Origin of the sequence: Cereibacter sediminicola, assembly GCF_007668225.1 — a bacterium.
GTDB classification, from domain to species: domain Bacteria; phylum Pseudomonadota; class Alphaproteobacteria; order Rhodobacterales; family Rhodobacteraceae; genus Cereibacter_A; species Cereibacter_A azotoformans.
In genome coordinates this window covers 52,330-72,491 of sequence record NZ_VDEK01000016.1, presented here as the reverse complement: position 1 = coordinate 72,491, position 20,162 = coordinate 52,330, and the positions used below count along the sequence as shown (strand labels likewise).

At 68.9% G+C, this 20,162-nt stretch carries 18 protein-coding genes; 5 read left to right on the top strand and 13 right to left on the bottom strand.

The window, feature by feature from the left end:
* The first annotated feature begins 136 nt into the window (after positions 1-136).
* The gene (locus FG154_RS12215; protein ID WP_145108164.1) at positions 137-727 is read left to right on the top strand and encodes a hypothetical protein; all 591 of its coding nucleotides are present in this window, start codon (positions 137-139) and stop codon (positions 725-727) included.
* Between the two features lie 3 nt (positions 728-730).
* Here the strand turns inward: FG154_RS12215 and FG154_RS12210 are convergent, their stop codons facing one another.
* Positions 731-3,031 carry a hybrid sensor histidine kinase/response regulator gene (locus tag FG154_RS12210; protein WP_425456847.1) on the bottom strand — a complete coding sequence of 767 codons (2,301 nt, stop codon included), beginning with the start codon at positions 3,029-3,031 and terminating at the stop codon, positions 731-733.
* A 102-nt stretch (positions 3,032-3,133) separates the two neighbouring features.
* Positions 3,134-4,297, bottom strand: coding sequence for an RsmB/NOP family class I SAM-dependent RNA methyltransferase (locus FG154_RS12205; RefSeq protein WP_145108137.1), 1,164 nt, complete (start codon positions 4,295-4,297; stop codon positions 3,134-3,136).
* A gap of 101 nt (positions 4,298-4,398) precedes the next feature.
* On the opposite strand from FG154_RS12205, the gene FG154_RS12200 reads away from it, so the two are divergent.
* Complete coding sequence (locus tag FG154_RS12200; RefSeq protein WP_145108162.1) at positions 4,399-5,160, top strand: DeoR/GlpR family DNA-binding transcription regulator; 762 nt, start codon at positions 4,399-4,401, stop codon at positions 5,158-5,160.
* Positions 5,161-5,169: 9 nt separating this feature from the next.
* Here FG154_RS12200 and FG154_RS12195 read toward each other — a convergent pair whose 3' ends face one another.
* Together FG154_RS12195 and FG154_RS12190 are read right to left on the bottom strand one after the other, a co-directional pair.
* Positions 5,170-5,853 carry an RES family NAD+ phosphorylase gene (locus tag FG154_RS12195; RefSeq protein WP_145108134.1) on the bottom strand — a complete coding sequence of 228 codons (684 nt, stop codon included), beginning with the start codon at positions 5,851-5,853 and terminating at the stop codon, positions 5,170-5,172.
* Position 5,854: 1 nt separating this feature from the next.
* Positions 5,855-6,271: an antitoxin Xre-like helix-turn-helix domain-containing protein gene (locus FG154_RS12190; protein ID WP_145108132.1), complete on the bottom strand. Its 417-nt coding sequence runs from the start codon at positions 6,269-6,271 to the stop codon at positions 5,855-5,857.
* A 298-nt stretch (positions 6,272-6,569) separates the two neighbouring features.
* Here FG154_RS12190 and FG154_RS12185 point away from each other — a divergent pair, with 298 nt between their 5' ends.
* On the top strand, positions 6,570-7,655 hold the full coding sequence (locus FG154_RS12185; protein WP_145108130.1) for a DUF475 domain-containing protein: 1,086 nt from the start codon (positions 6,570-6,572) through the stop codon (positions 7,653-7,655).
* Between the two features lie 58 nt (positions 7,656-7,713).
* On the opposite strand, the gene FG154_RS12180 is transcribed toward FG154_RS12185, so the two are convergent.
* The 7 genes from FG154_RS12180 to ubiT all read right to left on the bottom strand — a co-directional run bounded on the left by FG154_RS12180 (position 7,714) and on the right by ubiT (position 15,690).
* On the bottom strand, positions 7,714-7,875 hold the full coding sequence (locus FG154_RS12180) for a hypothetical protein (RefSeq protein WP_145108128.1): 162 nt from the start codon (positions 7,873-7,875) through the stop codon (positions 7,714-7,716).
* A gap of 121 nt (positions 7,876-7,996) precedes the next feature.
* Positions 7,997-11,188 carry an efflux RND transporter permease subunit gene (locus tag FG154_RS12175; protein ID WP_145108125.1) on the bottom strand — a complete coding sequence of 1,064 codons (3,192 nt, stop codon included), beginning with the start codon at positions 11,186-11,188 and terminating at the stop codon, positions 7,997-7,999.
* Entirely contained in the window at positions 11,181-12,146 is a 966-nt protein-coding gene (locus FG154_RS12170) for an efflux RND transporter periplasmic adaptor subunit (protein ID WP_145108123.1), read from the bottom strand. Before FG154_RS12170 ends, FG154_RS12175 begins: the two co-directional genes overlap by 8 nt.
* 120 nt (positions 12,147-12,266) lie before the next feature.
* A complete protein-coding gene (locus FG154_RS12165) occupies positions 12,267-13,154 on the bottom strand; it encodes a cation diffusion facilitator family transporter (protein WP_145108121.1) in 888 nt (295 codons plus the stop codon).
* A 130-nt stretch (positions 13,155-13,284) separates the two neighbouring features.
* Positions 13,285-14,181: a ubiquinone anaerobic biosynthesis protein UbiV gene (ubiV, locus tag FG154_RS12160; protein ID WP_145108118.1), complete on the bottom strand. Its 897-nt coding sequence runs from the start codon at positions 14,179-14,181 to the stop codon at positions 13,285-13,287.
* 4 nt (positions 14,182-14,185) lie between these two features.
* Complete coding sequence (gene ubiU, locus FG154_RS12155) at positions 14,186-15,166, bottom strand: ubiquinone anaerobic biosynthesis protein UbiU (protein WP_145108116.1); 981 nt, start codon at positions 15,164-15,166, stop codon at positions 14,186-14,188.
* On the bottom strand, positions 15,166-15,690 hold the full coding sequence (ubiT, locus tag FG154_RS12150) for a ubiquinone anaerobic biosynthesis accessory factor UbiT (RefSeq protein WP_145108114.1): 525 nt from the start codon (positions 15,688-15,690) through the stop codon (positions 15,166-15,168). The genes ubiU and ubiT overlap by 1 nt, the downstream gene beginning before the upstream one ends.
* A gap of 124 nt (positions 15,691-15,814) precedes the next feature.
* Between ubiT and FG154_RS12145 the strand changes: the two genes are divergently transcribed.
* Positions 15,815-17,308: a UbiD family decarboxylase gene (locus FG154_RS12145; RefSeq protein WP_145108111.1), complete on the top strand. Its 1,494-nt coding sequence runs from the start codon at positions 15,815-15,817 to the stop codon at positions 17,306-17,308.
* The gene (locus FG154_RS12140) at positions 17,305-17,859 is read left to right on the top strand and encodes a UbiX family flavin prenyltransferase (RefSeq protein WP_145108108.1); all 555 of its coding nucleotides are present in this window, start codon (positions 17,305-17,307) and stop codon (positions 17,857-17,859) included. The genes FG154_RS12145 and FG154_RS12140 overlap by 4 nt, the downstream gene beginning before the upstream one ends.
* Positions 17,860-17,878: 19 nt before the next feature.
* Here the strand turns inward: FG154_RS12140 and lhgO are convergent, their stop codons facing one another.
* Both lhgO and FG154_RS12130 read right to left on the bottom strand, forming a co-directional pair.
* On the bottom strand, positions 17,879-19,069 hold the full coding sequence (gene lhgO / locus FG154_RS12135) for an L-2-hydroxyglutarate oxidase (protein ID WP_145108106.1): 1,191 nt from the start codon (positions 19,067-19,069) through the stop codon (positions 17,879-17,881).
* Positions 19,070-19,140: 71 nt separating this feature from the next.
* Complete coding sequence (locus FG154_RS12130; RefSeq protein ID WP_145108103.1) at positions 19,141-20,115, bottom strand: SLAC1 anion channel family protein; 975 nt, start codon at positions 20,113-20,115, stop codon at positions 19,141-19,143.
* Positions 20,116-20,162 lie beyond the last annotated feature (47 nt).

Below are 20,162 nucleotides of genomic sequence, written 5' to 3'. Positions count from 1 at the left end.
GTTCCGGCCGACTATGAGACCGAAACTCGAACATTACAACCGGATTCTCCGGTAGATGCAGCTTTCGACGAAAGGGGTTAAGCACTGGTTCACGACGCCGGAACCCGCAGGGGTTCAGGAGCAACAAGGGGACAGGATGCTCATATTCTGGGAACAGCGGCTGGTGTTTCTCGCCACACCGAAGACAGGAACGACAGCGATCGAGACGGCCCTCGAATCACTGGCCGCCGCATCGATCCAGCGGCCACCGCTGCTGAAGCACACGTCGGTCGAAAGTTACCGGCGCTTCATCGGCCCCTATCTGGAGGCGGCTTCGGGCGAGCCGTTCACCGTCGTGGCCCTCATGCGAGAGCCACGGGCGTGGTTGGGCAGCTGGTACCGCCACCGCCAACGGGACGATATCGTGGAGGCGGCCAAGAGCACCGCCCACGTCACGTTCGACGAGTTCGTGCGCGCCTATGCACTGGATCCGCGACCGGAATTTGCGGCTGTTGGCTCGCAGGCCGCCTTCCTGGACGCGACGAATGGCCAAGGCCTCGACCGGCTGTTCCGTTACGAGGAGATCGGACGCTTCATCGATTTCCTGGAAGAGCGGCTTGGCTGCGAAATCATCCTGCCTCGGCTGAATGTCTCGCCCGCAGCCCCGCTCGACCTGTCGCCCGAGACGGAAGACCTCGTGCGACGGACGATGGCGCGAGATCTCGCCCTTTACGCATCGCTCGACTGAAACTCAGTGCACCTGCCCCTGCACGGTCGCCGTCAGATCGTTGAGCGAAAACGGCTTGGGCAGGAACACCGAGTTCGGGATGCGCGCCTGGGATTCCGCCAGGCAGTCCTCAGCATAGCCGGACACGAAGATGACGCGGACGTTCGGCCGTTCGATCAGCGCCTTGCGGACCCAGGTGGGGCCATCCATCCCCGGCATCACCACGTCGGTCACGAAGACATCAACCTCGAGGCCGGGATCCTCGAGCGCGCGAAGGGCATCTTCGGCATTTTCGGCCTCGATCACGGTGTAGCCACGCATCCGCAATGCGCGGGATGCGAAGGCGCGAACGGGTGCCTCGTCCTCGACCAGCAGAACCACCCCTTCACCGCGGCGGAGGCTTGTGGAATCTGCGGGAACAGGCGGCGCGGCCTCTGCCGGAAGGAGTTCCTCGTTGATGGGGAAATAGAGGTGAAAGACGCTCCCCCGACCCGGGTCACTGTCAACGAAGATGAAGCCGCCCGACTGTTTCACGATCCCGTAGACTGTGGAAAGCCCGAGGCCCGTTCCCTCGCCGGTCCGCTTGGTGGTGAAGAACGGCTCGAAGATCTTCTGCAGCCGGTCAGGCGGTATCCCCACGCCCTCGTCCTGCACATGGATCGCGGCATACCGACCCGGCGGGACCACGGCGCGGTCACGGCGAAGTTCGTCGGCAAGCGTCAGGGCCTCGGTCTCGATGCGAATGACTCCACCTTCCGGCATGGCGTCCCGGGCATTGACCACGAGATTCATCAACACCTGCTCAAGCTGACGCTTGTCGGCCCGGATGGGCCTCAGTTCGGGCGCATGCGCAAGGCGAAGCGTCACCCGCTCCCCCACCAGTCGGTTGAGAAGATGCGTGAGATCCGCCAGCACTTCCTGCAACTCGATCCGCTCGGGCTTCAGCGTCTGCTTGCGGGAGAAGGCGAGCAACTGTCCCACGAGACTCGCCGCCCGGTTGGCGTTCTGATGGATCTGCACGAGGTCGGCGAACTCGGGATCCTCACGATCGTGACGCAGTAGGAGGAGATCGCAGTGGCCGGAGATTGCCGTAAGCAGGTTGTTGAAGTCATGAGCGATCCCGCCGGCCAGCTGACCGATCGCCTGCATCTTCTGACTCTGGACGAACTGGGCCTCGAGCGTCTTGAGGGCGGTCGCATCGTTCAGGACAGCCAGCACCACAGGCCGCCCCTGCTCGACAATGCGACGCAGGGCGATCTGGAGGAAAACCTCCTCCTCCGAGCGGCGGAGGCGCAGCACCTCTGCTCCGCCAGGCATCCGCTCGCCCGCCACATCGGCAAGCCAGTCGTTCACGGAACGGCCGAGCCCCTCGAACAGGTCGGAGAAGATCGGCCGCGCATCGGGGCCGATGCCCAGCAGGTCCCGCGCCGCGCGGTTCGCGACACGCAGTCCCCCGTCCCCGCCGAACTTCATCAGGCCCACCGGCAAATGCTCGAAATCGGCAAGGCCCGTGTCCTGCGTCACCGCGTCGGGCACCGGCATGAGATAGATCTCGCGCCGCTCGCCCACGCCCTCGACCTCGGCAAGGATCGCGCGGACGGGGCCATCGGGTGAGGCCACCTCGACCTCCTCTCCCGAGCGGGGCGCGAGATCCGTGAAGACGCGGTCCAGCCGCTTGGGACGCTGCCCCAGAAGACGGCGCATCGCCTCATTGGCGAAGAGGACAACCCCCGACTTGTTGGCCACGAGCATCGGCAGGCTCAGTCCTTCGGCCCCGCGACCGGCAACCGCGGCGCGATCCTGGAACTCTTCCAGCCGCCAGAGGAAACGCCCCGGACCGATGCGATGGACCGAAAGGCGCACATGCCCGCGCCGTGTCACCACATCCTCGCGCGCGGAGCCCATGTTGGAGGCGCGCGACTGCAAGCGGAACAGGACGGAGGCCGGGCTTGCGAAATGGTCGCCCAGCGAGGCCACGAGCGTCCCGCCGCTGCGGTCGCCGAACCGGGCGGTGGCCGCATGGTTCTGGTAGCCGATCTGGCCAACCGCATCCGTCGTGAAGCAGGGCGCCGCATCCTCGCCCAGAAGGCGGGCGAGACGCAGGTCAAGCCCGCGGTCGCGCAGCCCGTCCCAGACCATCACTCCGCGGGCGATCAGCACGACGCCCAGGAAGGTCATCGCCACCACCGCCGCGCCCAGCTGCATGTTCAGGTCGGAGGCGAACACGGCGGTGACCACGGCGCCACCGACCACGGCCAGCAAGAGCCAGAGCCGCGATCCGAAGCCTTCCGCTGCCCCAACGAGATCTGCAGCCTGTCTGTTCACGGGCACCCCCTGCGACCGGATTCGCCTGGGGCCCATTCGGCACAGGAATTGTTAACCACAGCTTAACCGCAACCGGGAACCGCCCTCGCTAATCCGCGAGTTTCAGCCAATTCGCTGCAACAGGTCGAGAAAGAAGCCGTCTCCGCCGTCCAGCGGGGTCAGACGCAGCTGCCGCACCCGCCGCCAGCCGGCGCTTCGCGCAAGGAACGCGTCGGTCTGCAGACCGTTCTCGCGGGCGAGCAGCGAGCAGGTGGCGTAGGCCAGATGACCGCCCGGCCGCACGAGGGCCGACGTCTCGTCGAGGATCTCCGACTGGATGTCGCACAGGGCATGAAGACGCTCGGGTGTGAGGCTCCATTTGCCCTCGGGCGCGCGGCGCCAGCTGCCCGAGCCCGAACAGGGCACATCCGCCAGCACGAGATCAAAGGGGCCGTGACGGGCGGGCTCGCCCGGCGCAAGGAGCCGGACATCCACCCCGGCGCGGGCCGCGCGGGCCGGCAGGTCGCGCATCCGGCGCGGATCGGCATCATGGGCCCACAGTCGCAGCTGGGCGCGGCCGGCCATGGCGAGGCTCTTGCCGCCCCCTCCCGCACAGAAGTCGAGCACCCTCGCCCCATCCGACAGCGGCAAGGCCTCCACCACCGCCTGCGAGGCCGCGTCCTGAAGTTCCACCAGCCCGTCGCGGTAGGCGGCCGACGTCTGGATCCTGCGGGCGTTCCCGGTGACTTCCAGCGCCGTGTCCGCAAGCGGATGGGGGCACGTCGGGATGCCCTCGGCGGCCAACCCCGCGGCCACCGTCGGCCGGTCCCCCCGCGCGAGGTTGACCCGCAGGAACACCGGCGCCCGATGGCGCAGTGCCTCCATCACCGGTGCAAAGTCGGCGCCGAGGCTCGCTTGCAGATCCGGTGCAAGCCAGTCGGGGCAGTCGAGCGCCTCAAGCTCGGAGGCGGCCTGTGGCGCAAGCTCCGGCCCTTCGGGCGGGGCGGGCGCGTGGCCTTCGCCGGTGAAGAGACCCGCCACCTCCTGCCCCGAGGCGCGCAAGCCCCCGAGGATGAGGCCACGCCCCGTCCCGGCGCCCCCCAGCCGCGCGAAGGATCGCCGGCAGCGCAAGGCGTCGAACACCAGATCCCGCACCGCCGCCCGGTCGCCCGAGCCGGCAAACCGGCTCGCCCGCGCCCAGTTGGTCAGGGCCTGCTCGGCCGGCGCGCCGGTCAGGATGCGGTCGAGGATGCCGATGGCGGCGGACAGGCGGGCGGCGGGGGTCATGACACGGCTCTGGACAAGGCTCTGGTTCGGGCGGGGCAGCCGAGGCATGACACGGGCGGCCGGGCATGGCAAACAGCATCTGGAACGGCAGCGAGGATGGAATGGCGCTCAACTTTCGGCAGACCGAGATCCTGGAGATTGCCCGCAGCGAGGGGCGCGTGGTGGTCGAGCAGCTCGCCGAGCATTTCGCGGTGACGCTCCAGACGATCCGGCGCGACCTGACCGAGCTGTCCGACGCGGGCCTGCTCGACCGCGTGCATGGCGGGGCGGTGCTGCGCACCGGCGTGTCGAACATCGGCTACGAAGAGCGGCGCCGGATGAACGAGGCGGCCAAGGCCGCCATCGGGCGCGCCTGCGCCCGCGCCATCCCGGACAATTCCTCGATGATCATCAACATCGGCACCACGACCGAGGCCGTCGCGCGTGAACTGCTGAACCACCGCAACATCACGGTGGTCACGAACAACATGAACGTGGCGAACATCCTTGTGGCCAACCCCTCCTGCGAGGTCATGGTGGCGGGCGGGCAGCTGCGCCGCTCGGACGGCGGGCTCGTGGGCGATCTCACGATCCAGTTCATCGAGCAGTTCAAGGTGGATTACGCCATCATCGGCACCTCGGCGCTGGACCGTGACGGCGACATGCTCGACTTCGATCTGGCCGAGGTGCGGGTCTCGAAGGCGATCCTGCGCCAGTCGCGGCAGCGGTTCCTCGTGACCGACCACAGCAAGCTCGACCGCAAGGCGCCGGTCCGTCTGGCCTCGCTGGAAGAGCTGGACGCCGTCTTCACCGACCGGCCGCTGCCCGAGGACCTCGGCCGCCGCTGCGAAAGCTGGGAGACGCGGGTAACCGTGGCCGCGTGAGCCCGACGCCTACAGGGCGTGCAGCGTGCCCTTCGCGAGGTTGTGGATCCGCGAGACCCGGGCCCCGTCCCATTCGAAGGCAAAATGATCGCCCTGGGCGGGCGCGCCCGCCACGTCCGGCCAGAAGAGCGCGACGCAAAGGCCCTCGGGCGCGCGGGTGCTGGGGTAGAGGATACCGGCCGCTCCCTCCTCGCGCAGCCGCGCGCCGAACGCCTGGCTCGTCCGATAGTCCTGCGGATCGAGCAGGTCGCCCCTCTCGGGTCCGACCAGTTCAAGCTCGGCGTCGAGATGCCCGACAAGCTGTCGGAACTCCGAGGTCCAGCCCGGCGCCTCGGCCGTCGCGGCCATGAAGCGGGCGTGGTGATGGGCCACCTCGATCAGCGCGGTCTCGAGCGTGTCGGCGGCGTAATAGACCCCGAAGCTGCCGTCGGAAAAGCGGCTCGGCCGGTCGGTCGAGACATGGGTGAAGGGTGCCATCGCCCAGGAGGCGCCCGGCCCCGACACGCGCCGCGCGGGCGGCACGAGATCAAGCCGGCCGAGGCTGTCGCGCAGGCGCGGGTTGGTCTTGGCTTCGGCCGAGGCGATCGCCTCCCAGTCGGCGGGATCGGCGATGTCCTCGAACAGGTCGATCGGCGGAAAGCGCGAGCGGATGATCCGGTGCGTCCGGTCCCAGACCACGCGGCGGCGGGGCACCTCACCAGCCCCCGCGCTCGGCGTCGAGATAGCTGCGCACCCGGAGGAGGTCGGTGATCTCGCCCCCCAGCATGACCTGAAGCGCGGTCACGCCGCCGAACGCCGTGTTCGGCCGGCGCACCCAGCCGTAGGCCTGTTCCGGCTCGCAGAAGATCAGCCGCAGCGCCTTGTGGATCCCCATCAGCAGCGACAGCCGCGTCTTCTGGTCGCGCGAGATCCGGCCGGGCGCGCCCGCCTTCCAGCGCGCCCAGGTGCGCGGCGACAGCTCACCCAGCAGGACCGAGGCCTCGCGGTCGGAAACATCCCACAGGCGAAAGAGGTTGACGACAGCGCGCGCCATCGCCGCCGCCTCGTCATCCGTGATCCGGGGGCTGTCGGGTTCGGCGGGCGTCTTGCCCAAGGGGCGAAGGGCGAGCATCCAAAATCTCCTTTTCGGCAAGATATATGATGAATTTCGCCATATGGCAAGATCTCCTGCCGCCGCTGTTGCAGATCCCCTTGCAACAAGCGGCCGAAGGATCATATTCGCGCCAGCCCGCAGGACGGGCCGAATCCGGTGACCGGGCCCCTCTGGCGAGAGAATGCGGCGCTCTCGCGATGTCGGCACCCAAAGCGTCAGCTGCCGCCGGGACGCATCTCTCCATCATGTGCCAGATCAATCTCATCCCCTGCCCGGGCGGCCCCGCGCCGTCACGGACCCTCACGGAGTCGGCCGCATGACGTCCGCCGGTCAGAAGAGCACGGTTTCCTACTTCACCTGGGCCTTCATCTTCACCGCCCTCGGCCTCGCGCTCGGGGGCTATCTCGGCTGGGCCACGACCGGCACGATCGAAGGCACGGCCACGATCTTCTTTATCTGCTGCGTGCTGGCGGTGCTCGAGATCTCGCTCTCGTTCGACAATGCGATCGTGAACGCGAACAAGCTGAAGACGATGACCCCGAAGTGGCAGCGCCGCTTCCTCACCTGGGGGATCCTCATCGCGGTCTTCGGGATGCGGATCGTCTTCCCCCTGCTGATCGTGGTGATCGCGGCGAGCCTCGGCCCGTGGGAGGCGGTCAAGCTCGCCGCCACGCAGCCGGCGGAATATTCCCGCATCATGCACGAGGCGCACACGCCGATCGCGGCCTTTGGCGGCACCTTCCTGATGATGGTGGGCCTGACCTACTTCTTCGACCAGGAAAAGGACATCCACTGGGTCCGCTGGATCGAGGAGCAGGCGAGCCGCTATTCCTCGATCCGCGGGGTCGAGGTCGCGGTGGTGCTCTGCGCGGTGCTGGGCTTCTCGCGGCTTCTGGAGGGGGCGGAGCAGCAGGTCTTCCTCAATTCCGCAATCTACGGCCTTCTGACCTTCCTTCTGGTCGAGGTCCTGGGCGGCTTTCTCGATCATCGGCAGCAGGCGCTGGATGCGGCGGCCAAGGGCGGCGTGGGCGCCTTCCTCTATCTCGAGGTGCTGGACGCCTCCTTCTCGTTCGACGGGGTGATCGGGGCCTTCGCGCTCAGCCAGAACCTGTTCGTGATCGCCATCGGCCTCGGGATCGGCGCGATGTACGTCCGCTCGATGACCATCATGCTGGTCGAGCGCGGGACGCTGGCGCAATACCGCTACCTCGAGCACGGCGCCTTCTACGCGATCCTGATCCTGTCGCTGATCATGTATGTCCAGACCCTGACCCATATCCCCGAGGTCATCACCGGGCTCGGCGGCGCCGGCCTGATCGGGATCTCGCTCTGGTCGTCGATCCGCTGGAACCGGCGCCACTCGGGCGAGCCGCCCGAAGGAGCGGCGGTCCAGAACATGTGACCGTGACACTCTCGGGGGCCGGTTCCGGCCCCCGGCATCGACCTGGCCGCGCGATCCGTCAGAAGCGGCAGGACACGTGGCTCTCGGCGATCCGAAGCCGTTCCAGCTCTTCCTCGCTCGTGCGGTAGCGCATCCAGGGGGCCATCGGGCGATCCTCGGCGCGCATTCCCCCCATCAGCCCGATCAGGCTCTGGACAGCGGCGGTGGTCAGGGCAGTCATCTCTTGCTCGTTCTGCTGTTTCACCTGCCCAAAATCTGGTCGGTTTGCAAACGACGCTCCTTGACGCGCGTCAATGACGGGGCGAGATGCGACGCCCCGTCTCACCAGAAGCCCCGCCCTGTCAGGTGCGGAAGACGCGGTAGATCGCCGGGATCACCAGCACCGTCAGCAGCGTGGAACTCATCAACCCGAACAGGAGCGAGATGGCGAGCCCCTGGAAGATCGGGTCGGCGAGGATCACGGCCGCCCCGATCATGGCGGCCAGCGCCGTGAGCAGGATCGGCTTGAACCGGATGGCCCCGGCCTCGATGAGCACCTCGAGCCGGTCCTGCGCGGGATCGGCGTGACGGATGAAATCGACCAGCAGGATCGAGTTGCGCACGATGATCCCCGCCAACGCGATGAAGCCGATCATCGAGGTGGCCGAGAAGGGCGCGCCAAACATCCAGTGCCCCGCCATGATGCCGAGGAAGGTCAGCGGCACCGGCGTCAGCACCACCAGCGGCAGGCGGAAGCTGCCGAACTGCGCCACGACGAGGATGTAGATCCCCAGGAGCGCGATCCCGAAGGCGCCGCCCATGTCGCGGAAGGTGACCCAGGTCACCTCCCACTCGCCGTCCCAGAGCAGGACGGGCCGCGACTCGTCCTCGGGCTGGCCATGCAGCGCGATCACGGGCTTGGTGCCCTCCGGCCAGTCCATCGCCTCGAGCCGGTCGGCCACGGCGAGCATCCCGTAAAGCGGCGCCTCGAAATCGCCGGCAAACTCGGCCGTCACCATCTCGGCGGCGCGGCCGTTGTGGCGGAAGATCGGCCAGGAGGCCTGCTCCTGGGTCACGCGCACCACGTCGCCCAGCTCCACCACGCCGCGCGCGCCGGGCAGCAGGTCGGCCGGGATCGGCGTGGACAGGAAGCGTTCGTCCAGAACCCGGTCGCCCTTGGGGCGCGCAAGCAGGATCGGCACCGGATGCCGCCCCTCGCCGCGGTGGGAATAGCCCACCACGCTCTCGCCGTTCAGCAGGCGGATCGTGTCGAAGACATCGGATTCCTGCACCGAGAAGAACTCCAGATCGTCGGGCTCGATGGTGGCCCTGAGCCGCACGGGCGGGGTGCCGAAGCTGTCGTCCACATCGACGATGAAGGGGACGTCCTCGAAGGCCTCGCGGATGCGGGCCGCCGCCTCGCGCCGCGCCTCGGGTGTGGGGCCATAGACCTCCGCCAGCAGGGTCGCGATCACCGGCGGGCCCGGCGGCGGCTCGACCGTCTTCAGCACCGTCCCCTCGGGCACCGGCACCAATTTCAGCCGCTCGCGGATCTCGAGGGCGATCTCATGGCTCTCGCGGTCGCGGGCGTCCTTGGGGGCGAGGTTCACCTGCAGGTCGCCCTCATGAGGGCGGCCGCGCAGGTAGTAGTGCCGCACCAGCCCGTTGAAGTTGAAGGGCGCCGCCGTTCCGGCATGGGTCTGGACCGAGACCACCTCGGGCAGGTCCAGCACCGCCCGCGCCACATCCTGCACGACGCGGTCGGTGGCCTCGACCGAGGCGCCCTCGGGCAGGTCGATCACCACGGCGAGTTCCGACTTGTTGTCGAAGGGCAGCAGCTTGACCGTCACATGCTGCGTGTAGAGCAGGCCCATCGAGCCGAAGGACACGACCACCGTCACCAGCAGGAACAGCAGCGCCCGCCCCTTGGTCTTCAGCACCGGCCGCGCCACGGCGGTGTAGAGCCGCCCCAGCCGGCCGCCGGGCGTCGCATGGTCCTCGCCGTGCACCGGCGCGCGGCCGGCGATCTTCAGCATCAGCCAGGGCGTGATGATGACCGCGACGAAGAAGGAAAAGATCATGGCGGCCGAGGCATTGGCCGGGATCGGGCTCATGTAGGGCCCCATCAGCCCCGAGACCGCAAGCATCGGCAACAGCGCCGCAACCACCGTCAGCGTGGCCACGATGGTCGGGTTGCCGACCTCGGCCACCGCCTCGATCGCTGCCTCGGCGCGCGGCTTCGCGCGGTCGAGCCCCCAGTGCCGGGCGATGTTCTCGATCACCACGATCGCATCATCCACCAGGATGCCGATCGAGAAGATCAGCGCGAAGAGCGACACCCGGTTCAGCGTGTAGCCCATGAGCCAGGCCGCCGCGAGCGTGAGCAGGATCGTGACGGGGATCACGATGGCCACCACCATCGCCTCGCGCCAGCCGATGGCGACCCAGACCAGCGCGATGATCGAGATCGTGGCCAGCCCGAGATGGAAGAGGAGTTCGTTCGCCTTCTCGTTCGCCGTCTCGCCATAGTCGCGGGTCACGATGACCTGCATGCTGCCCGGGATGAGACTGCCCTCGAGCGCCTCGATCCGATGCAGCACCGCCTCGCCCACCACCACGGCGTTGGCGCCCGCCCGCTTGGCGATGGCCAGCGTGACGGCCGGGGTGCGGACGATCCCCCCCTCCGCGCCGCGGGTGACATGCGAGACCAGCGCCTCGGTCATGTCCGAGACCATCTCGACCATCGCCACGTCGCCCACATAGACCGGGCGGCCGTCGCGCGTGGTCAGCAGAAGGTTCGCGATCTCGGCCGGCGAGGTCAGCGTCCGGCCCGCGATCAGCGCGACCTGCTGGCCCTCCTGCCGCAGAAGGCCCGCATCCTGCGCCGCATTGGCCCCGCCCACCTTCGCCGCAAGGCTCTGGAGCGTCACCCCGAAGAGCGCGAGCTTCTCGGGATCGGGCGCCACGCGGATGACCTCGGGCGTCTCGCCCACAAGATAGGTGAGACCGACATTCTCGACCTTGGCCACCTCGGTCCGAAGCTCACGCGCGACGCGCGTCAGGTCGTTCGCCGTCACCTCGGGGGCAGCGGGCACCAGCGTCAGCGACAGGATCGCCACATCGTCGATGCCCCTTCCCACGATCAGCGGCTCGGCGATGCCTCGGGGAATGCGGTCCATGTTGGCGCGCACCTTGTCATGCACGCGCAGCACGGCCGCATCCGACGAGGTGCCCACCACGAAGCGCGCCGTGACCATCGCCTGATCGTCGGATGTCTGGGAATAGACATGCTCGACCCCGTCGATGGCCTTGACGATGGTCTCGAGCGGCTCGGTCACCAGCTTGACCGCATCCTCGGCCCGAAGTCCCGGCGCCTGCACATGGATATCGACCATCGGAACCGAGATCTGCGGCTCTTCCTCGCGCGGGAGCGAGACGAGCGCCACGAGCCCCACGGCCAGCGCCGCAAGGATGAAGAGCGGGGTCAGGGACGAGCCGATGAAGGAGCGGGTGAGATGGCCGGCAAGGCCGAGCGGCGGGCGGCGGTCACTCATCGGACGACACCAGCTCATCGCCCGGCCGGAGGCCCGAGAGGACCTCGACCATCGCCCCCCCCTCCGCCTCGTGGCGCTGGCCGATCACCACCGTCCGCTCGACCGACCCGCCCTCGCCCGCCACCGTGACGAAATCGAGCCCCGCCCGCCGTGAAACGGCAGCTTCGGGCACCAGAAGCGCCTCGCGCGTGCCCACCGGCAGCCGCACCAGCACGCGGGCCTCGACGAACCGCTCGGACAGGCCCGGCACCTCGACGTCGGCGATCACCCGGCCGTTCTCGATCAGCGGATAGAGCCGGGCCAGCCGGCCCTCCTGCGGGCCTTCCGCGCCTTCGATCACGATGGCGTCGCCCTCCTGCAGCGCCCGTGCGTGGCGTTCGGGCACCGCAAGCCGCAGGAAGAAGCCGCCGCCGCCAATCGAGGCGATCTCCTCTCCGGCCAGCACCACCGCACCCGCGGCCGCCGGCACGTTCAGCACGAGCCCCGACAGGGGCGCCAGCACCCGGCCCTCGGCGGCCTGCTGCTCCAGCACCTTGCGCTCGGCCTCGTTCGCCGCGATCCGGCCCGACAGCACCTGAACCTGCGTCCGAAGCGCGTCCGACTGCTGCGACGTCGAAACCCCGCGGGCCAGCAGATCCTCGACCCGTCCCAGCTCGGTGCGCGCATTGGCCAGCTCGGCCTCGAGCGCGGCGCGCTGCGCATCGACGGCGGCGAGCTGGAAGCCGATCTTCTCGTCCACCACCTCGGCCAGCACCTGCCCCGCCTCGACCCTGTCGCCCTCGGCGACCGAGAGGGACACCAGGGTTCCGCCCAGCCGCGCGCGCGCGGCGATCCGGTCGCGCGCCTCGATCCGCCCGTACACCGCCTTCCAGTCGGTCACTGGAACCGGCCGCAACGGCTCGGCCAGCGTCTGGAGGGGAAGAAGCGACAGGAGCGCCGCGAGGATCAGGCGTGTCATGGCGGATGTCCGATGCAGGGCCGCGGGCGGCATTTCATATTCCTGTTATGGAATATAACAACCGGCGTGGCCATTCAAGGCGCGCGGGATGAAATGCCGGATGAGACCGTCCGGCAGCGGTCAGATCACAACGACGCCGTTGTGCTTGGCCTTGTGCTCGGGTTCGACATGGATGCTGACGCGGCTGTTCGGGATCAGCAGATGCAGGGCATCCTCGATCCGGTCGCAGATCTCGTGCGCCGCGGCGACGGTCGTCTCGCCCGTCACGACAAGGTGGAAGTCGATGAAGGTCGCCTGCCCGGCATGGCGCGTCCGCAGGTCATGCGCCTCGACCGCGCCCACCGCCTCGCGCGAGATCACCTCGCGCACGCGCGCCAACAGCTCGTCCGAGACCGACTCGTCCATGAGGCCGCTGACCGAGGCCGAGACCACGACCCAGCCCGACCAGAGCACGTTGACCGCCACCAGCGCGGCCAGCGCCGGATCGAGCCACGACCAGCCCGACAGGATCGCCGCCAGAACGCCGACCGTGACGCCCACCGAAGACACCACATCGGCCAGAAGATGCCGGCCATCCGCCACCAGCGCCGGCGAGTGCAGCCGCCTCCCGCGCGAGATCAGCACCCAGCTCCAGAGCGCGTTGAGCAGGGTGGCGGCGCCGTTCACCACCAGCCCCTCGACCGGCGCCACCAGCGGCCGCGGCTCGAGGAAGCCCAGCGTCGCCTCGCGCAGGATCAGAAGCGCCGCCACGATGATCATGGCGCCTTCCAGCACGGCGCTCAGGAACTCAGCCTTGTGGTGGCCGTAGGGGTGGTTGGCATCGGCCGGAATGGCCGCCACCCGGATCGCCACCAGCGCCACCCCGGCGGCGGCCACGTTCACGATGCTCTCCATCGCGTCCGACAGAAGCGCGATCGAGCCGGTCATCCACCAGGCGAGCGTCTTCAGGCCGAGAACCACGGTCCCGACGAGCAGGCTGCCCAACGCAAGCTTGAGGGTCTGGGACATGGCCGGCTCCGGGAGGCGCTGGAGGGGCACGACGCGGAAACGATGCGGCCGCCCGTTGCAGGCGGCCGCTCTAGCAGGATTCGCACGGATCAGGCAAGTGCCTGATCCGGCTTGAGAATGTGTCGCAATCTCAGGCGTCGATCCATTCCGCGCCCGCGCGGGCATGGAGGTATCCGTTGGCCAGCTGCCCGCCCGGCGCCACGGCCCGCGCCGCGGCCTCGAGCGCGTCGGAACTGGCCCCGGCCTTCACCGCCGCATCGAAGGCGCGCGCAAGCCCCACCATGTCGCCGGTGTGCGGCGAGAGGCGAAGCGCCGAGACACCCGCCGCAAGCAGGCCGGGGATCTCGCGCCCGACGAACGAGGTCGCGCAGGACAGGGTCTGCACCCCGTTGACCGCGAGGAACCGCTCGCCGTCGAGCGTATCCACCTCGCGCCCGTCGGGATCGGCGTTGCAGATGAACTGGCAGCTGTCCTTGATCCGGTCATGCAGCCGCGCGTGGTAGCAGCGGCCCGAGATGGCGAGCGGCTGGCGCCCGAAGCCCCAGACCTCGACCGCGACGCCCCGCTCCTTGCCGGCCTGCGCGAGAGTCGCCACCGACTCCATCGGCAGCTCGTTCGGCAGGCAGATGCGCCTGGCCCCGCGCGCGGCCAGCCAGTCGAGCGTGCCCACGTTGTAGCAGTTGATCAGCGGGCTTACCGAAAAGGGCGCGCCCTCGGGGATGTAGGCCAGCGCCGTCAGGTCGGCGATCTCGACGCCCGCGCCCGCGTCGATCAGTTCCTCGGTCAGTTGCCGCTCGCGCTTGAGCGTGACGAGGGCCAAAGACGAGAGCCAGACCTCCTTGCCGGCCGCGCGCAGACGCTCGACCGCGACCGGGATCTCGCCCTGCCAGAAGGGCAGCCGTTTCGAGCAGACCACCTCGCCCAGCACGACGCGGGCGACGGGCGCCTCGTCGGCGATCTTCGCGTAGAAGTCGCGCACGCGCTCGGCTTCCCAGAAGAAGAGGTTCGGTCCGAGTGTGAGATCCATGGCCTTACCTCCAGGTCTTGGCATAGGCGCCCGTCGTGGTCGCCTGCCCCTCCGAGAGCGCGGCCAGCGCCCCCTGCGGCATCGGCTGGCCCGCGGCCAGCGCATCGACGGCGGCGCGGAAGCTGCGCACCACCTGCGCGACATAGGACCGCGAGCGTTGCCGCCCCTCGATCTTCAGCGCGGTGACGCCCGCCTTCGCCAGCTGGGGCAGGATGTCCTGCGCGTTGAGGCTGACCGCATCCTCGAAGATGTGGCCCACCTGGTCGCCCGAGGTGAAGCACCCCTTGCAGAGCGTCGGATAGGGCGCGGGCTGGTCCTTGCCGACGCGGTGAATGGTGAAGTCGCCGAGACGCGCGGCGAGCTGGTCGCCCTCCTCGACATATTCCACTTCGGTCGCGGGCGAGCAGACGCCGTTCATGTTCGGCGACTTGCCGGTGGCGTAGGACGAGAGCGAGCAGCGCCCCTCGGCCATGACGCAGAGGCCGCCGAAGACGAAGACCTCGGTCTCGACCTCGGGCGTCTCGCGGTTGATCGCGGCGATCTCGGCCACGGTCAGCACGCGCGGCAGCACGACCCGCTTCACGCCGAACTCGCGGCCGTAGAAGTTGATGATGTCGGAATTGGCGGCCGCCGCCTGCACCGACAGGTGCCGGCGCAGGTTCGGATGGTTCCTGGCGGCGTAGGCCAGGAGCCCCATGTCGGCGAGGATCACCGCATCCGCGCCCGCCGCCTCGGTGGCGGCGATGTTGCGGTGCCAGAGGGATTCGTCGCCCGCCCGCGGGAAGGTGTTGATCGCGACAAGCACCTTCGCCCCGTGACGATGGGCGAAGGCCACGCCCTCGGCCAGTTCCTTCGGCGAGAAGTTCAGGCCGGGAAAGTTGCGGGCGTTCGTCTCATCGGCAAAGCCGCAATAGACGGAATGGGCACCGGCTTCCACGGCGGCGCGCAGCGCGGCGGGGGTGCCGGCAGGGCAGACGAGTTCCATCAGATCACTCCCGAGGCGCGGCGCAGGGCCACGCCGGTTTGACGTTCAAGGGCGGCCGCGACGGGGGCCAGCGCGCGCGCAAGCGGCGGCGCCACATGCTGGATCTCTTCCAGCAGGTCGAGTTCGGCGTTGTCGATGGCGTTTCTCAGCGCCAGCGCCGCCGCCGTGTCGCCCGCGATCACCAGATCGCGCGAGAAGAAGAGCGCGTCCCCGTCCACCGCCCCGTGGACGAGCGCAAGCAACGCCGATAGCTTGCCCGCGATGCGGCAGTCGGCGCCGCTCGCGTCCTTCTGCAGCCGGATGCGGGGCTGGCCCGCAGGCAGGGTGAGAATCATCACCACCGGCAGGTCGGTCGGGTCGAGCGCGAAGCTCGCGTTCACATGGACCCCCAGACGGCTGATGATTTCAGGGTGGCGCGCGGCGATGCGGCGGGCGAGCAGCGTCAGCGCGACGGAGGCCGGCGGCTTCGGCAAAAGCCCCACCAGCCGCGAAAGCGGCGGGGCGAGCGTGGGCAGACTGGTCATGGCACACCTGTTCCGATCGGATCGGCGCCTGCTCTAACATCCATGCCGCAGGTCCATATTGATGTAGGTCAAGCAATTGATCCGGTTGCGCTGCTAGGCCGCAAGGCCAGACAAGTGAGGTTTCATGCGCAGCCTGCCCATCTTCCCGGATCTCCGGGCCTTTCTCGACTGGTGCGCCCGCAAGGGCGACCTGACCCGGATCGCCGAGCCGGTCTCGCTGCGGCATGAAACCACAGCCGTGGCCTCGAAGGTTCTGCGCGGCGGCGGCCCGGTGCTGCGGTTCGAGGCGTTGCGCGACACGTCGGCGACCATGCCGCTCGTGGCCAACCTCTTCGGCACGCGCGAGCGGGTGGCGGCGGGGCTGGGGCTGTCGCTCGAGCAGATTCCCGAACTGGGAGCCTTCCTTGCGGCGCTGCGCGCCCCGGCCCCAGTGGCGGGGATGCGCGACGCGCTCTCGCGCTGGCCGCAGCTTCAGGCCGCGCTCAACACCCGCGCCAAGCTGGTGCGCTCGGCCGAGGCGCAGGAGGTGGTGCACGAAGGGCCCGCCGCCGATCTCGGCATGATCCCGGTTCCGACCTGCTGGCCGGGGGACGCGGGCCCCCTCGTGACATGGCCGGTCGTGCTGACCCGGCCGCACGGCACGGCGATGGACGAGACTCTCCACTACAACGCCGGCGTCTATCGCGCGCAGGTCATCGGGCGGGATCGGCTGATCATGCGCTGGCTCGCCCACCGCGGCGGCGCGGGGCACTACCGCACATGGATGCGGGCGGGCGAGCCGATGCCCGTGGCGCTGGCGCTCGGCTGCGATCCGGCGCTGCTTCTGTCGGCGGCCCTGCCGCTGCCCGAGCAGGTCTCGGAGCTGACCTTCTCGGGCGTCCTGCGCGGGGCGCGCACGCCCCTCGTGCCGGCGCGGACCGTGCCGCTTCTGGTGCCCGCAACCGCCGAGATCGTGATCGAGGGCTGGGTGCATCCCGGTGACATGGCCCCCGAGGGCCCGTTCGGCGACCACACCGGCTATTACAACTCGGTCGAGGATTTCCCGGTGCTGCGGGTCTCGGCCATCACCCACCGCAAGGACCCGCTCTACCTCACCACCCACACCGGCCGTCCGCCGGACGAGCCCTCGGTCATCGGCGAGGTGTTCAACGACCTCGCCATGCCGGTCTTCCGCCAGCAGATCCCCGAGGTGAAGGACCTCTACCTGCCGCCGGCCGCCTGCTCCTACCGCATCGCCATCGTGGCGATCGACAAACGCTACCCCGGACAGGGGCGGCGGGTGATGCTGGCGCTCTGGGGGATGCTGGCGCAGTTCTCCTACACCAAGATGGTGATCGTGGTGGATGGCGACATCAACCCGCGCGACTGGGACGATGTGGCCTGGGCGATGGCCACCCGGATGGATCCGTCGCGCGACGTGGTGATCCTCGACAAGACGCCGATGGATTACCTCGACTTCGCCTCGCGCGAGCCGGGGCTCGCGGGCAAGATCGGCATCGACGCCACGAACAAGATCGGCCCCGAGACGCACCGCGAATGGGGCGAGGTGATGGCGCAGTCGCCCGAGGCCGAGGCCTTCGCCGACAAGCTGATCGCAAAGCTGAGGATCAGGGCATGAGGGTCGTCCTGGGGGTCTCCGGCGCCTCGGGCGCGGCTCTGGCGCGGGCGGTGGCGCGGCATCTGGCAGCCCTGGGCGCCGAGATCGACCTCGTGATCTCGAAGGCGGGCGAGCGGACGCTGGTTGAGGAGATCGGCCCCGAGGCCGCCGACGAGTTGCGCGCAGCCTGCACCCGCGTCCACGGCATCATGAACGTGGGCGCGGCCATCGCCTCGGGCTCGGCGCCGGTGGGGGGGATGATCGTGGCGCCCTGCTCGATGCGCTCGCTTGCCGCCATCGCCCACGGGCTTGATGACAACCTGCTCACGCGCGCGGCCTCGGTTCAGCTGAAGGAGCGGCGGCGGCTCGTGCTGCTGGCCCGCGAGAGCCCGCTGACCCTCGCCCATCTGCGCAACATGACGGCCGTGACCGAGATGGGCGGGATCGTGGCCCCGCCGGTGCCGGCCTTCTACCTCAGGCCCGAGGATCTTGCGGCGGTGGTCGAGCAGATCGCCGCGCGGGCGGTGGATCTGCTGGGCCTCGGGCGGCCGCAGGCGCGGGCCTGGGAATAAGCCCGCGCCGCCCCGGCGTTCAGGCAAGCAGCTCGTCCACGATATGCTCGGCAATGGGCAGGGCAGAGGTGGCCGCCGGCGAGGGCGCGTTGCAGACATGAAGCGCGTGGCGTGTGCGCACGAAGACGAAATCGTCGATCATCCGCCCGTCCGCCCCCACCGCCTGCGCCCGCACCCCGGCCCGGTAGGGCGCCAGATCCTGCAGCCGGATCCGGTCGCAGTATTTGTGCACCTTGCGCAGATAAAGCTGGCGGACCAGCGAAGCCGAGAGTTCCTCGGCCGCCGCCCCCGCGTTGCGGCGCATGAGCTTCCAGAAGCCCTTGTAGCTCAGGCTGTCGGCCAGATCCTTCACCGAGATGATGCCGTTCGTGTAGCCCTCGCGCGCCATGGCGAGCACGGCGTTCGGGCCCACGGTGAAACCCCCGTTCATCTTGCGCGTGAGATGGACGCCGAGGAAGGGCCGCGCCGGATCGGGCACCGGATAGATCAGATGCTGCACCAGATCCTCGGGCTGGTTCTTGATCGCGAAATATTCGCCGCGGAAGGGCACGATGCGGAAATCGAGGCTGGCACCGAAGGCCCGCGCCAGCCGGTCGGCATGAAGGCCGCCGCAGAACACCGCCTTGCCGGCCGAGATTTCGCCCTCATTGGTCTCGAGCCGCACCCCCGCCTCGGATTCGGCGCCGCCCAGCACCTCGGTGTCGAGCCGGATCTCGCCGCCCCGGTCGCGGAACAGCTCGGCCATCCGCTCGGCCACGCGGCCGTAATCGACGATGCCGGTCGAGGGCGACAGAAGCACCCCCACCGCCTTGATGTTGGGCTCGAGCCGCCGCGCCTCCTCGCCCGAGAGCCTCTCGATGACGATGCCGTTGGCCCGCGCCCGCGTCTCGAGCGCGCCCATCCGCTCAAGCTCGGCGGCGTCGGTGGCCACGATCAGCTTGCCGCAGATCCGGTAGGGGATGCCGTGCTCGTCGCAGAAGGCCTTGGTCGCGGACACGCCACGGGCGCAGAAGCGGGCCTTGTGGCTGCCGGGCGCGTAATAGACCCCCGCATGGATCACGCCCGAATTGCGGCCTGACTGGTGGCGGGCCACGGCGGGCTCCTTCTCGAGCACCGTGATCCGCGCGCCGGGATGCAGGGACTGAAGGCGAAGCGCGGTGGCAAGGCCCACGATGCCGCCGCCGATGATGACAAAATCGCTGCTGGTCAAAATGACTTTCTCCGGGATGAACTGCCGCCATTTCAGCGCAGGTCACCCCGTCTGCACAAGCCCGCGATGCATCATTCCGCGATGCAGATCTCGTTTCGCCAGATGCCGAGCGCCGTGCGCAGGACGAGCGCCGAAACCACCAGCACCAGAAGCCCGAGAAGCCCCGTGCCGATCCACAGATGCGCCTCGGATCCCACGGCCGAGGCATGGGCGAAGCTGGCGATGGTCAGCGCCGCCAGCGGGAACGACAGCGCCCACCAGCTCATGGCGAAGGGCATCTTCAGGAACTTCGCGGCCTGCGTCACCACGATGGCGGCAAAGACGTAGGCCACCGAGAGCAGGATGTGGCCAAAGGCCCCTCCCTCCCCCGCAAGCCGGAGCCAGGCGAGGTAGGAGACCGCCGGCGGCGCCACGAGGATCATCAGCGTCGGCACCATCTTGCCGGGCAGCGGGTCGTGGAACATCAGCCGGTTCATCACCAGCGTCAGCAGCACGATCCAGAACAACAGCCCGCCGGAAAAGAACAGCCAGGCGATCTCGACATGGCCAAAGGGCACGCCCGCTATCGGAACGATGACATTGCCCACCGCCGGGATGAACCAGGCGGGGGTCAGCTGTCCGGGCTGGAACGGCCGGTGTCCGATCCAGGCGCTGATGACGGACAGCGCAAGCCCCCCCTGCAGCACCGCCCCGGCGATCCAGACCCAGCGCGCGGCCTCGGGCGCGCGCTCGTGCAGGGCGACCGACGCGAGCAGCAGCGAAATCGAGATGGCCGGGAAGAAGGCGATGCGGACCGGATGGTGCCACTCGGCCGAGACCGCCCCCGGATGGAGCAGAAGCTTGAGAAGATAGAAGAAGGAAACGAGCCCGATCATCCCCAGCGACAGGCCGAGGACGAAGGTCGAGACCTCGGCTCCGCGCCCGTAGGCAAGCTCGGCCGCATGGAGCGCGATGGTCAGGCCCAGCATCCCCATCCCCACCGCAAAGAAGGTGACGGGGAAATGCGCGAGCCGCCCTTCGACAGGATGTGCCTCGACAGAACTCATGCGACTCGCCCCTACATATTCCTCGATGCGAATGTGATAGATGGCGC

Bases quoted from the DNA above. Each gene is read 5' to 3' on its own strand.
- FG154_RS12215 (WP_145108164.1), top strand. From the start codon at position 137: ATGCTCATATTCTGGGAACAGCGGCTGGTGTTTCTCGCCACACCGAAG.
- FG154_RS12205 (WP_145108137.1), bottom strand. From the start codon at position 4,297: ATGACCCCCGCCGCCCGCCTGTCCGCCGCCATCGGCATCCTCGACCGC.
- FG154_RS12200 (WP_145108162.1), top strand. From the start codon at position 4,399: ATGGCGCTCAACTTTCGGCAGACCGAGATCCTGGAGATTGCCCGCAGC.
- FG154_RS12190 (WP_145108132.1), bottom strand. From the start codon at position 6,271: ATGCTCGCCCTTCGCCCCTTGGGCAAGACGCCCGCCGAACCCGACAGC.
- FG154_RS12185 (WP_145108130.1), top strand. From the start codon at position 6,570: ATGACGTCCGCCGGTCAGAAGAGCACGGTTTCCTACTTCACCTGGGCC.
- FG154_RS12180 (WP_145108128.1), bottom strand. From the start codon at position 7,875: ATGACTGCCCTGACCACCGCCGCTGTCCAGAGCCTGATCGGGCTGATG.
- FG154_RS12175 (WP_145108125.1), bottom strand. From the start codon at position 11,188: ATGAGTGACCGCCGCCCGCCGCTCGGCCTTGCCGGCCATCTCACCCGC.
- FG154_RS12170 (WP_145108123.1), bottom strand. From the start codon at position 12,146: ATGACACGCCTGATCCTCGCGGCGCTCCTGTCGCTTCTTCCCCTCCAG.
- FG154_RS12165 (WP_145108121.1), bottom strand. From the start codon at position 13,154: ATGTCCCAGACCCTCAAGCTTGCGTTGGGCAGCCTGCTCGTCGGGACC.
- ubiV (WP_145108118.1), bottom strand. From the start codon at position 14,181: ATGGATCTCACACTCGGACCGAACCTCTTCTTCTGGGAAGCCGAGCGC.
- ubiU (WP_145108116.1), bottom strand. From the start codon at position 15,166: ATGGAACTCGTCTGCCCTGCCGGCACCCCCGCCGCGCTGCGCGCCGCC.
- ubiT (WP_145108114.1), bottom strand. From the start codon at position 15,690: ATGACCAGTCTGCCCACGCTCGCCCCGCCGCTTTCGCGGCTGGTGGGG.
- FG154_RS12145 (WP_145108111.1), top strand. From the start codon at position 15,815: ATGCGCAGCCTGCCCATCTTCCCGGATCTCCGGGCCTTTCTCGACTGG.
- FG154_RS12140 (WP_145108108.1), top strand. From the start codon at position 17,305: ATGAGGGTCGTCCTGGGGGTCTCCGGCGCCTCGGGCGCGGCTCTGGCG.
- FG154_RS12130 (WP_145108103.1), bottom strand. From the start codon at position 20,115: ATGAGTTCTGTCGAGGCACATCCTGTCGAAGGGCGGCTCGCGCATTTC.